Annotated in this window: 9 protein-coding genes; 4 read left to right on the top strand and 5 right to left on the bottom strand. The window is 46.8% G+C overall.

What is annotated here, in order from left to right; genetic code table 11:
• The first annotated feature begins 34 nt into the window (after nt 1–34).
• Together DFR28_RS06015 and DFR28_RS06010 are read left to right on the top strand one after the other, a co-directional pair.
• Nucleotides 35–619, top strand: coding sequence for an outer membrane beta-barrel protein (locus tag DFR28_RS06015; protein ID WP_113953446.1), 585 nt, complete (start codon nt 35–37; stop codon nt 617–619).
• 398 nt (nt 620–1,017) lie between these two features.
• The gene (locus DFR28_RS06010) at nt 1,018–2,535 is read left to right on the top strand and encodes a choice-of-anchor Q domain-containing protein (RefSeq protein WP_113953445.1); all 1,518 of its coding nucleotides are present in this window, start codon (nt 1,018–1,020) and stop codon (nt 2,533–2,535) included.
• A gap of 264 nt (nt 2,536–2,799) precedes the next feature.
• On the opposite strand, the gene DFR28_RS06005 is transcribed toward DFR28_RS06010, so the two are convergent.
• The gene (locus DFR28_RS06005; RefSeq protein WP_147250937.1) at nt 2,800–4,293 is read right to left on the bottom strand and encodes a hypothetical protein; all 1,494 of its coding nucleotides are present in this window, start codon (nt 4,291–4,293) and stop codon (nt 2,800–2,802) included.
• Between the two features lie 175 nt (nt 4,294–4,468).
• On the opposite strand from DFR28_RS06005, the gene DFR28_RS06000 reads away from it, so the two are divergent.
• Nucleotides 4,469–5,497: an SEL1-like repeat protein gene (locus tag DFR28_RS06000; RefSeq protein WP_113953443.1), complete on the top strand. Its 1,029-nt coding sequence runs from the start codon at nt 4,469–4,471 to the stop codon at nt 5,495–5,497.
• A gap of 88 nt (nt 5,498–5,585) precedes the next feature.
• Here the strand turns inward: DFR28_RS06000 and DFR28_RS05995 are convergent, their stop codons facing one another.
• Entirely contained in the window at nt 5,586–5,873 is a 288-nt protein-coding gene (locus DFR28_RS05995) for a peptidylprolyl isomerase (protein WP_113953442.1), read from the bottom strand.
• Between the two features lie 1,058 nt (nt 5,874–6,931).
• Here DFR28_RS05995 and DFR28_RS05990 point away from each other — a divergent pair.
• On the top strand, nt 6,932–8,167 hold the full coding sequence (locus DFR28_RS05990) for a Vgb family protein (RefSeq protein WP_113953441.1): 1,236 nt from the start codon (nt 6,932–6,934) through the stop codon (nt 8,165–8,167).
• A gap of 372 nt (nt 8,168–8,539) precedes the next feature.
• Here the strand turns inward: DFR28_RS05990 and DFR28_RS05985 are convergent, their stop codons facing one another.
• The 3 genes from DFR28_RS05985 to DFR28_RS05970 form a co-directional block, all read right to left on the bottom strand.
• Nucleotides 8,540–9,829 (bottom strand): hypothetical protein, encoded by a 1,290-nt coding sequence (locus DFR28_RS05985; RefSeq protein ID WP_147250936.1) that lies wholly within the window; start codon nt 9,827–9,829, stop codon nt 8,540–8,542.
• Nucleotides 9,830–10,098: 269 nt separating this feature from the next.
• Complete coding sequence (locus DFR28_RS05975) at nt 10,099–11,196, bottom strand: hypothetical protein (RefSeq protein ID WP_113953439.1); 1,098 nt, start codon at nt 11,194–11,196, stop codon at nt 10,099–10,101.
• Nucleotides 11,193–12,668, bottom strand: a complete 1,476-nt coding sequence (locus DFR28_RS05970; RefSeq protein ID WP_113953438.1) for a GMC oxidoreductase — start codon at nt 12,666–12,668, stop codon at nt 11,193–11,195. Before DFR28_RS05970 ends, DFR28_RS05975 begins: the two co-directional genes overlap by 4 nt.
• Nucleotides 12,669–13,038: the final 370 nt, after the last annotated feature.

Raw genomic sequence — 13,038 nt, 5'->3', positions numbered from 1 at the left:
GAATCAATTAATTACACTCTAACAGGACAGAAACATGAATTTGAAAACCAAATATCTAATACCTCTATCGCTAAAACTCTTCTTTTTATCAGTAATTAGCCAGCCTGCGTTGGCAGAAAATAACGCCAAATTGGAGTCACGGCACTCACTAGAAATCAATCTCTTGGCAGGAGAGTTAGATTCCGACCTTGCTCAACTAGGTTTTAATGACGAAGATACAAAGCACTATAGTTTGTCTTATAATTATAAATTTGATAGTGGTTTCTACACTGGCATTGGCTACCTAGACGGAGAGAGCGGAAGTTTGTCTCTAGTTGACGACTTGTTTGGAGAAGACGAACTTGTCTATGATGCTATTTATGTTAAAGGAGGCTACCAGTATCTTTTGTCTCAGCGACAAGCGTTTTTCGCCGACGTGTCAGTACTAAGGTATGACGTCAATTTACTTTTAAACGGTGAGTCTTCTATATCTGAAAATGGCACTGGTTTGGGTCTTACCGTTGGTTGGCGATACCAGCCAGGCAACCGAATCGGCTTTCAAGTGGCCATAGATAATATTCAACTGAATTCCGATTTTGATATTCTAAGTGTTGGTGGCGGCCTCAGTTACAGCTTTTAGCACGACGCACACAGAACCAGAGTGCACTTTTCGAACGTAGAATCGAGCTAGTACCTTTGTTCTCGCCGCTTGAATTATCTGAATTGCATGATCTGGCGGTCAAACCAATGTGATCTTCCGACTTCCTATCAGAAAAAACTCTAGATCAAAGCCGTCGCACACTCGAAGCGAACATTTAGGGCTTAATGCAAAAAGTCATAAATCACTTTCTTTAGCTCCTGTCATACCCGCAAAGGCGGGTATCTAGCAACTTTTACGCAAACGTAAATAACGTTAATCCAGCCCGACCTTTTTTTCTCAACCATTGAACCATTAACTGACTTTCTGGCACTAACGAGAATAGTGGATCTAAAGATCCACTGAATTCGCCAATAAGAAACCTAGTTAAGAGAGTACATATGCCGCCATTGAGCCCAATGAGTAAAACCTGTGTCGCACTAGCCATCAGTCAGTTGCTAGCCTTACCTTCATTGTCGCATGCAACCACCATTGTCGTTAATTCAAACACCGACGATGGCGTTGGCTGCACCTTGCGCGAGGCCATTGTATCGGCCAACACCTCGGTCGACCAAAACAATGGTTGTGCGCTTGGCAGCAACTCAGGTACCGATACCATTACGTTTTCAAACGGTCTGCCATCTAATACCATCACCTTAGTTAATGGTCGTATATTGGTTAGCCCCAATAAAGATATTGCGATTAATGCCAGCGCCAATACCGATGGCATTACGATTAACGCCAACAAAGCTTCACGTGTGCTGACGGTTAACTCGTCATCTTTAACACTCGACAATTTGACTCTCACAGGCGGGCTTATCGAAGGCGGTGAGTCGAATGGCGGAGGCGTGCTGGCTTATTCTTCTACCCTAACGCTCAATAACACTACCGTATCTGGCAACACGGCTTCCCGCCGCGGTGGCGGTATAGCGGCTGCCTCCAGCACCATTAATCTGTATGACAGCGCCGTGAACAATAATTTAAGTACTGGTGGTGAGAGCACCGGTGCGAATGGTGGTGGAATTTCTGCGGGAACCGCTGGTAGCATCAATATCACTAACAGCACGGTATCGGGCAATACCGCGTTTCGTGTTGGTGGAATTTATGCCAGCAGCGTCAACGTAACGCTAAGCCATAGTGTAATGAGGAGTAACGCAGCTTTAGATCAAAATTTTAGTGAAGGAGGGGCAATTCACATTCGCAATCAGGCAAGCTTGACGGTCAATAACAGTACTTTGTCGGGAAACTCAGCGCAGGATGGTGGAGCCATTGCCGCCCTAAGTGGACCAACTATTTCGGTGAACAACAGCACCCTCTCTGACAACTCAGCGGCAAGTCGCGGCGGCGGCATTTGGGTTGTCGGTTACCTAACCCCGCGAGCGACCACCCTAACATTGAACAACAGTACCCTCTCTGGCAACTCAGCGGCAAGTCGCGGCGGAGGCATCAACTCATACGGTTCTACAGTAATATTAAACCAAACGACACTGTCTGCAAATTCCGCCGCTACAGGTGGTGCGGGAATCGTTGCATCCCATGGGTTTAACGACACAGGAACGCTCACCCTTAACAATAGCATTATCGCCAATTCCGCTGGCGGTGACTGCTATTATCGACGAACTTCCGCACCGGTAATTATCGACTCAGCCAGCATCATCGAAGACGGATCATGCAACGCAAACCGTTCTGGCGACCCTGGCTTATTACGCTTAGCGAATAACGGCGGCCCAACCCAAACACATGCTCTAGCCGCTAACAGCATGGCTATCAACACCGGCAACATTAGCAACTGCACCGACACCGACCAACGAGGGGCAACACGCGACTCACTGTGCGACGTAGGCGCATTTGAATTTGTCGACACCAGCTTCTTTGTGGTGCCTCTTAAAAACGGAAAGTCGGTTATTTTTGGGCTTTAACAACAAAAAATGATCGGTCTTTTCAGGGGCGCACTAGCGCAAGGATGCGCAACCAAATCCAAGGAGGGGTAATTAGCCGAGGGAAGTAGGGCGGCAAACAACGGTGATTTAACCTTTCCACACAATGGGAGTAAATGCTAAAGACATCCAATGCATATGAGTAAAAGTGTTAGCGTGGATCAAGCAGTCACCGATATGCGATAGGCTCGACCTAATGTCGCAAGTTGACTTACTGGATACCCCTCGATCTTTGACTGTTTTACCTCATTCGCTGTCGTCCTGCTCTTCCAGCAAATGCATCACACTTGGTAAGAATGCTGTGTAGTTCCCTACGTTGAACGCTAAGCTAACTAGCCGGTCTCGATATCTATTTTCAAACAACCCAGTATCGCTCACTTGTCGTCGGTATAGGAATAATACGTCATCCGAAAACTGCTGGTATGTCAACAAACCTTCGCCCGAGCTTGTGCCATAAATTTTAGTGCGCTGACTATCTTCTGGGGTAAACACGTAGTCGTACTCGTAAGCCATCAAACCTCGTGAATCAGGGCCGGCCAACAAAACCTTGTCACCGATGCATCTTGCCTCCACATTAGGCAACGACTGCTGGGAGCCGTCGCGCGAAAAAATATCCACTCGATATTCAAATTGATACTGACCGTTAATAACTTCCCAATCATTGTAATCAATATAGTTCGCAACCAAATAATTACCGGCGGTACACAGGTCTGAGAATGCTCCATTGCCCGCAGGCACCAGTTTAAGCAACCGGTTTGACGTTGTAGGTCCTGAATTTTGCCAAATTTCCCGACCATCGTTGAGAGTGAAGTAAAGCATTTCTTTATCGGAACTCACCGCCGCATCATCATAATCGCCACAATTTTCAGCAATACGCGCCAAAGTATTGGAATTTGAAAGTCTCCATACAGAGTCTTTAACCATCCCGTCGGAGCCTTCTCCTTGGTCTATGCCTTTACGACAAAAAAACAGCCCAGCCCGATTTCGAACACTCCACTGCCACTGTGATACTCGTAAAAAACGACCTTCGGCATTATCGAACAATGCTAAAGGCTCAATGTCATTCCTATTCGGAGACGCTAGCCACAATCCAGTTCCAGCATCACCTCTGTCTGCAAACACGATCACAGTCTCGCCGTTATCATCGCTATCCAAAATTTTGGTTTGTCTATATTCGGAACCCTCATCTTGGTAAATCTTTGTTCGACTCAAGTTACGCAGATCAATGCGCCAGAGCGCAGGTTCCTCCTGATCTGTGCTCTCGCCGTATTCCAAGAACCTTGACTGAAACAGGTATACGAAGCGCCCAGCCTGAACGACTTGTAATATCCGAGAAAAATCATACCCTAACGACCCGCCAATGCCCGTGTATCCAAAGTCAGCAATAAACCGAGTTCCTGCTCGCGTCCCATCGGTGAAGTAAAGCTTGCCGAAAATATCTATCAGCGCACCATTTTTTAGTGAATGGAAATACGAATCCCAGATTCTATCGGTGCCAAAGAAACTATTATTAGCCAGAATGAGTTCTGAATTCCCACTTGTGCGACTCTGGGCGTACACACCCTTACCCTCATGACCATCCTTATACGTAATAAATAGGTCATCATTTACTTTGGCGAATCCACCTGCATAGACTTTATTCCCAGGGAAGCTAAAGATGGTGTCAGCGGTGTAGTGTTGCGCAAACGAAATGTCGCAATTGAGTAAAAGCAGGCTTATGAGCCAAAGAATCCTTTTCATAGGTGAACCATTAGTAGACATATACCTACTATACTTTGGCGCTCAGTCGTGACAAAGTCAATTCCCTCAAGGAAAAACACTACACAAAAAAGTCATACAAAGCGTAGTTTATGTCGAAGCTAGAGAAGCAGGGCGGTGTTAGCCATGTGTTTAATTTTACTAAGAAGAAAAGCCGATGAAATCAAATAAACGCATTTTATTGCCATGCGGTATTGTTACAAGCATATCAATCTGTATTTATTTCTTAGTACAGGATAAATATCTACCAAATTCAACGTCACATGACTTTCAACAAGTAAATATCTCAACAAACAAGCCTGAAGTACTGGGGGAAACCAAAACTAGAGACGCGATCAAAAGTAATGTTGGATTAGAGGATGAGCTTTCGTTTTTAGATGGTATTAAATATAAAAATATTGAGTTTACTGACCATGGAATCCAACCCAAAAACTTGGCTAATGTGTATGACGAACTTGTTAGTAAAGCTCTGGACGGTGATGTTGGCTCTGCTCGAAATTTAGCTTTTGAACTATATCAGTGTAATTTTGCATACGATAGTCGTGAAGCCCTAGACGGGGCTATAAAGCGGATTGACGAAGAAAAGGTATTGGCTCATCCGAACCTTGAATCTGATAGGGAGTATGAGGTTGACGTGAGCCGAGAAAGCGCTGAGATGATCACTCTGCTTGTATCAGAATTGACCGAGGATTATGAACGTTGTGCAGATATCACTCCATCACAACGAGCATTGTCAGAAGTTGCTAAGTGGGCAGAAATTGCGGCGGATCAAGGTGATTTTGGTGCAATAAAGCTGCTTCAATTGAAAGCAGGTAGAGACTCAAAAGAAGCCGTCAAATGGCTCAATAAGTCATGGGAAGTCTTTGGGGATGTTGATGCCCTAAGTGATATGGCTATTCATTATTCAATGGGGATCAATGAAGACTCAAGAGGACAAAAAGAACCAGATTTCGAAAAAGCATATGCTTACAACCATGCCTATAAGATGATCAAAGAAGCCTCAATTACAAAATTTCACTCTGACTATAACGACAAGGTTATGAGTAGGTTCTTTGATGCTGTTGATCAGCGTGCTGCATATTATGGCTCACAGCTTGGACCTGCAGAAACATTAGCTGCTGAAGCTTTTGCTAATCAATTAGTCAGGAATAATAAAAATTGCTGCTCAAGTTTAAAGTGGTGGTAGATTTATTGTTCACAGATCACTAGTAATACCTTTTTTGATAAGAGTGAAGAAATCGAATTTAGTTACTGCGGTTTGAGGGTCACCTAGCCTAAGACTTGTACAAAACTTGAATCAGGTGGTAGCCAAAGCGGGTTTTGATAGGCCCCAAAAATGGTTTGTCTTCACTGCCTTTGGTGAACACCGCATTGTCAAACTGCTTGACCATGGTGCCTTTTTTAAACTCGCCTAAATCACCGCCTTTATTTTTAGATGGGCATGTAGAGTGCTTTTTCGCCAGTGCAGCAAAATCTCCGCCTTTGCGTAACTGCTGACTAATAGATTTGGCGTCTTTTTCTGTTCTGACAAGAATGTGTGAAGCGCAGGCTATTTTTGACATGGTGGCGTTTATCTAGGTTTTTTGTGTATTGTACTTTATTGGTAGAGGGTTGACTGTCGTGAATCTTGTGTGAGAGGTTTTAAACCTTGTTCAGCAAGCTTATACAGGGCCTTGTTTAAGCTATGAGTCTAGCAGATCCAAAGGTCCTCGCGGAGTTTGAGCCTACATTGTAGCTAGCTTGGCGACGCTTCAACTTTTGTATGGTAAATACCAAATGAGCCACTACGTAAGGCGGCGACTGCTAGCGCACGCAGAAGTTCCCAAATGGCTAGCATTACTTTGCTCTAGTTCTTTAACTATAGGTGTCACTCCATCGAACTCTAATGGAACCACCACTTTTGGATTTGCTAATGTAATTCCGTTGCATAAAAGCGCAATACCTAAGAACGTGACTAGGTTTATACATTGGCGCACACCACACTCCAGTGGGGTAGTTATGATCTAGAAGCCTGTGAGTACGCCAACTTCTGGTCTTACTCGGTGCGCTACGTGCCTTAAGTGATAATGCTGTTCAATCTGCTGGCACTCAGTTTTTCGCCCGATTATTTTTAATTCGATAGCCATACAAGTCAACCAGAGTATCATTCGCGTTGCCAGTTCAGTGGCCGCCCCGGCTTAATAAATCAATGCTCCATGGTACTGATGTTTCCACATCCCTGTACCGAAATCGATCACACTATAGTCATCATTTGGAACGTACCAAGTCCGCACTAAAGAGCTGGTTGTCGGTAAACGAATTCCTACCGTACGCCGAGTGATGGGGTTGGTCGAAGCGCGGTTTGAGTTGTGACAATTGTTATGCAACAATTTTATTTATCATTGATCACAAAAATAGTTGGTCTGGCCCTGAATTGAGTAGGGCCTTGCTGGTGAAGTAAGAATCCCACATGAATTTGTCGGCTTTTAGGTAAGTGAGTGTCCAACTATAATTTTTAGCAATGTAACACTGATTTCTAATTTTACTCTGACTTTGATTACTTATAGAGCCGTTGACGTGTGTGACCGGCAAGCATAGTATAAAAAACACTAAGTCCGCACGGTGCACTTGGAGATGGCTTATGAATAGGCACTTGAATACCCATGTTTTGCGGCTCGCGATATGTTTCGCTGTCGCCTCGACAGCGGCTTACGGCGAGGGTCTGCCTAATGGCAAGGGCAGGGAGGCCGTTGAAGCACAATGCTCGGTGTGTCACTCTGTTAATCGGATAACCCACAGCCTTGGCTATAACCGTGAGGGCTGGCTGGAACTGGCCGCTACCATGGTCGACCTGTCGGCCGATCCCGCGCACGGGAATACCATCGTAGAGTACCTCGCCGAACACTTTCCACCTAACAATCGCCGCTTGCCGAATATCGTTGATGGTGGCACTCGTATTTCTTTTAAAGAATGGGTGGTTCCAACGCTAGGTCAACGCTCGCGCGACCCAGTAGAGGCACCAGATGGCAAGATTTGGTGGGCAGGCCAGTGGGGCAATTTGGTCGGGTCAATTGATCCGAGCACCGGGAAACTGCGTGAATACCCATTGCCGACAGGGGCAATGCCGCACTCGGTAACGCTGGATCCCGACGGCGGCGTTTGGTATACGGGTAATAAAAACGGAACGATTGGCCGGCTCGACGCCGCCAATGGGGAAATCAGAGTCTACGATATGCCCGACCCCGCGGCGCGCGACCCACATACGGCAGTTTTCGATTCTGACGGCATCCTCTGGTTCACACTTCAGCACGCCAACCGCATTGGTCGCCTCGACCCGCGAAGCGGTAAAATCAAGTTGGTAACCATGCCGGCTGCTGGTTCACGTCCGTACGGAATCAAAATTGATGCTTCGGGTACGCCCTGGGTCGCGTGCAACGGGCGCAATTGTCTGGTGCGGGTCGACCCCAAGACTATGGCCCTCACCGAAATCGAGCTTCCCCATAAGGGGACTAAAGTGCGGCGGCTTGATATCGCCGCCGACGGCATGATCTGGTACGTTAACTCCAGTCGCGGCCGCCTAGGGCGCTATAATCCGCGTAGCGGCGAGGTTCAGGAGTGGCCCTCACCGAGTGGTCCGCTCTCTCACCCCTACGCGATAGCGGTCGTCGATGGGGCAGTCTGGTACAACGAGTCTGGGATGCGCCCGGATGCTCTGGTGCGTTTTGATATCAAAACAAAGACTTTTCAGAGCTGGCCTATACCATCAGGCGGAATTCACTCCGGCATCGTGCGTCACATGCGCCCCAGCCGTAATGGCGATTTGCTCATACATCAAAGCGCTACCAACCGAATCATGCGGGTCGAAATCGACGACTGATGAAGTAACTCAAATCTTGAAACTGAATGCATCTGAAATCCTCTACTCAAAACTGAGATTACAGGGGTATTCCAATCTACTTTTCTGCCCGTATTTATTCCTAGAAATTAGGCTGACTTCTGGTTTCTTAGGCTTCGGGTAGGTTCGCTCGATCAAATGTTGAATTCAAGACGAGCCACGTAGCCAATACCACTGCCGACGCCACCTTTGAGGAATATGCTTGGGTACATAGTCGCACCGCCATTGGTGGCAGAACGCACTAAATAAGTGACTTGGCCTTTGCATCGGAATGACTAAGGCCAAGTCATAAATGTCACCGCGTTGACTTAGGTTGGTCCTGTTCTAAGCCTTTGCGTTGCACGTCTAACGGCACTAATCCCGCGTAAAATACAACGCGGTTGGTGCGATACCAGCAAAAAGCGTGTAAGGCGTCGCGTCCCAGCCGGTTGAGTAAATGGTGCCTCGGAATTCAGCTAGAAGACTCACGTTCAGCTTGGCACCTGCGGAGTACTTTACTTTGGTACTGCGAGAACCCTCATGCGATACTGAGCCTTGATGCCGCGCTGAGAACGAATTCTCATGGCTCCAACCTAATTGATTGTAGCCTTGCTTTCGGCTAAAGATTGCCGCGGTACGTAAGTACATATTGGAGGAACTGCTGACCGTCGTTTTACGAAAATCAATATCGTAATAGAGTGCGGTGTCAACTGGAATAAATGACCGTCGTTGCTTATTAGATCTGCCTGCACGCGCCGCTTCGGCATCACCAAAATGGCCATGGATGGTGATATTACCGCCGTCGACTATGGTGATTGGGGCGACACGTCTCACTAACCATTTTGTATCAAAATCCTGTTTGCCAGCAGTGCCTTCAAAGATTTTTGAAGAGTTATAGATAACGTTTGCTGATTCGGACGCAATTACCACAGGCTGAGTTCGAGTTCCATAGTTATTGGGGCCAGTATCTTCGCCAAAGTTCACAGGCCAAGCATTGTTCATCATGGCATACGCACCGCCAGCTCGCGCAATAGCGGTAAATGCGCCGAAAGCTATTACGCCTTCTTTGGCTGTTTCGTCTGTCACTATTTCGCCGGTTAGCGTATCAATTTTTTTCAACTCGAAAGGGCCGGTGTGCCAAGGCAATGGGCTGTCAATTTCGAGTTTCTCGTTATCGGAAGCATCTAAAACAACGTCGTAAATACGCCATGCAGGTGCAAAATGAACCTCGGTATATGGTTTGTTGGCGGCGGAGCGGGTCCACCAGTCTATATCTGCAGAGCTGGTTATGGTGCGTGCCCGTTCCGCTTTGATACTCTTTTTATTAATCGAAAGCGTGCCAGAAAAAGCATCGCCGGCGGAGATAACACGTCCGCGCATGCCTTGGCGATTTGGCAGGTGTATCGCAGCAAAAAAATCCGCCGAGATGAAAACGTTGATCGCGTCTTCATGTAGAAAATTACGATTAAGACTACTGGGTGAACTGTGTTCCAGAACCAAACGTTCTACGTTGTCTCGAAATAAATCAAGCATGGCAGTTCGATGTAGTGATGAGTTACTGCGCATTTGCTCTGAGCTCGTGGGTATCGCAACACACTCTTTATCTTGCTCAAGCAGTACCGCACATCGTGCTTCCAGCATTCGCACCGCCCAGGAGTACATCATTTCACCTTGACCATAGTACATTAAGGCACTTTAGTCTATTGCCGCTTCGATCAGGACTTAAGGGCGCGCAATTCGTGATTTCGAATTCGTCGACGCGCTTACTGTAGGCGCTGGGTTTGCATTACAAGCCGACGTCGCGATGCCAGCAAATAATCAGCGCCTGATTTATCAATCCGTCTAGGCAGCGTAATGATCTATATGGCTGCATTGCTGCTCAATTTAATCATGATGATCATCGTTATTGCGCCAAGTAACGTAATATCACGTGGCTATTCAATGGTCACGAAACCTATTGTGTGCTTTTTCTTCGATACTTCATCGTAAATAATTAAGGGCTTTTTACCTGGAGTTTCTAACAAGGCAAGAGGTATTGATGAAACGAAGCCGAATTTTCGGGGCGAAAGCTCGAGTCGGTCGTCCACTAACAGTAGCTGGGCTTTTTCGGGTAAGCAATCAGTGTGAGCCCAAATGCCCATCGAACCATCCGGCTGAGGGTTGGTGGCAGTGCCGGCTACGGTTCGTTGTGGCCCCCATTTTGTAACCTCACAAAAGCCCGTCTCTCTTTTGCTTGGGTCTGCTTTAATAACTAGCTCGCCGATCGGCTGCTTGATTTTACGGATAGGATCGACCAGTGCCACCTCATAGCTTCCTGGAGTGGCGAGAATTCGATCTTGCATTTCTCCAAATAGGCCGGAAGTTAATACTTTTTCATTCACTGCAGTTTTGAGTAGCTGCCCGTCGATCATTATTTTCGCATGGGATGGCGCACCATCAAACTGAAACCACATTCCGCTATGGCCATCTCGTTGTTCGTTAAACTTTTTACCTTCAGTTGTTGATTGTGGACCCCATTTATTAAGCGGTGCAATAATGCCAGGTGTCAATTGATCTATTAGTGACATCTTCTCAGTTGCAGTCGATATCTTAAGATTTTCAGGGTTGGCTTCGATAGCCAAATGCCGAAGGCCCGCCAATTGGCACTCCATCAGACTAAGCTTCCAGCCATTTAACTCGCATAATTTATTTTCAGAAAAATCTTTTAATATGCGAGACGAGGTAATTGCGGGTAAGTCACCCGCATCAACTTTAATCCGTGCGCCCACGGCTTGCGCGGTCTGCGCTAAGGTTGGCGGCGTACTAAATGAAGTGACCCATGCTTTCCCTACCTGTTCGGTGCCCTCGAGCGATAACAAAAAGGTGTCCATTTTTTCCCCTAGCCCGGTGGCAAGGGTGTAGGTTGGCGCGACTTGCTCTATTGACGTTGTTGCTTTTTCGGGTGGTAAACAGTTGAAGTCAGTGACCGAAAATAGCGCAGTGGTTGCGCCAGCGGACAACCCCGCCACCATGAAATCTCGACGATTAATCATGCCTTTTCTCCATTTTGTTTTGCTAAGTGGTTAGCCAGTCGTATCGATAGTGCGACAATTGTGAAAGTAGGATTAGAATAGCCGTAACGAGGAAAAACCGATGAGCTGGCAACGTACAAATTTTCATGGTCGAAGACCCTGAGGTTTGGATCCACCACGCCGTCTTCGGCGTTGGCAGCCATTCTGGTGGTGCCAAGGTGGTGGCATGCTCCGTTGGCTGCAGCGATAGATTTAGGCGTGTTTGTGTCAGCCATGCGAGCGCGACCAAGTCCAGAAGCTGAGAGCTCGTCGCCTAATGCGCCTAAGAGCTCATAAGCGGATTTATAGTCGCCAGGATGTAGCTTCCAGTCAAGCTTCATCTTACGTAAGCCTAGTTCGCAGCGTTCATCGGTTAATACAATTCTGCTCGAAGGGTTGGGGCGTGGTTCGACGATTGATTGGATATCATAGTGCCAATATTCACTAGACTTAAAGCCTAGGCCTGTGTTACCACCGTAGTTAGATAAAAGCGAATCGGAAGAAGGTTTTGGTCGCAGCATCATGCATGAATTATGTTGGCCAGCAGCTCTGATATCATTTTTTGAAAATGTTAGTACCGGCATCACTGGTGCGTCACCATCTAGAAAGCGGCTATATTGCAAGTTTTCAATTGCTAGTAATTCTCCAGGTCGAGCGCCGTAATGGTCTGCAAAATAACGACCTAGGTGGTTTGAATATATACCTTCGCCTTGAGCGGTATTATTCTCCTGCATATTTAGTAGTTGTCTCGTCGTTTCCATTCCGCCCATTGCCAATACAAAGTTATCGGCTGTAATCGTAATAGACTCGCCATCTAATGCGCGTACATGCGCAGCCGAAATACGATCTCCATTACGGGACAGGTCGTGCAGGTTTGCGTGAAGTAAACAAGTGAGGTTGTCCTGTTTTTCAAGCTCATCGACATACCGCTCTGCGAACCGGGTCGGGGGGCTGAAACGAAATAGATGTTGGCTAACCCGAGTGTTCGGTCGGAGCTCAAGAAGCTTCTCAGCGTGTCGGTCGCGAATTTTCTCTATGTCGTAAAAGTCGCCTTTAATCTCTAACCATTTTTGAGTTTGTTGGAAGAAGGGCTCTAGCTCTTTCTCAGAGAAAGGCCATGCCGGAACGTCCCATGCATGATTGTCTTCATAGTCAGTGGTATCGAGGGGTTTGCACCACCCACCCCAATGAGTTGATGTGCCGCCAAGTTTCCGGCGTCGAGAAATGTCGAGGACGGCGTACTTTTTTTCACCTAGCGATGCTTTGTAAATTTGTTTCTCTCTATTCGTCGCTAAGTTTTGCCCGCCGGCTTCACACAGCACAATCTTCCAGTCCGGTCGAGCTCGCGCTAATTCGAGCGCCAGAGTTATTCCTGCTGGGCCCGCGCCAACAATACAGGCTTGTGCTTTTACTTCTTTTTTCCCCAGAGGCGATGTCTCAAGATCGATGATCATTTTGTGTTCCTTTTTGCATTTTCTATTGGCCGGCGTACAGCAATTTTTGTTTGCGTTAATTAAGGGTTGGTAGGGCGATTAATTGAACGTGACGCATTTTACACGAGTATAATCAAAATGGTTTGATTGAGCCATAATTTGACGTCGAGGAGTCACCGCCAGTTAACATTAATATATAAGGACACCCATCGTAAGAATGGTTTGCAACGACCGAGTCAAAAATATATAAGGACATCCATCGTAAGAATGGTTTGCAAAACTAAAACCAGTCCCTCACCTTGCTTGCAAAATCGACCGAGTCGTTTCGGTTAGAAGTGATGCGTAAATAGCCGGATTGGGAGTTTTAGGCTGCTATAACCATATGCAAGAC

It is taken from the genome of Arenicella xantha, from assembly GCF_003315245.1.
In the GTDB taxonomy this organism is placed as follows: Bacteria; Pseudomonadota; Gammaproteobacteria; order Arenicellales; family Arenicellaceae; genus Arenicella; species Arenicella xantha.
Note: the sequence above shows the minus strand (reverse complement) of the source record. Positions and strands in the feature narration are given on the sequence as shown.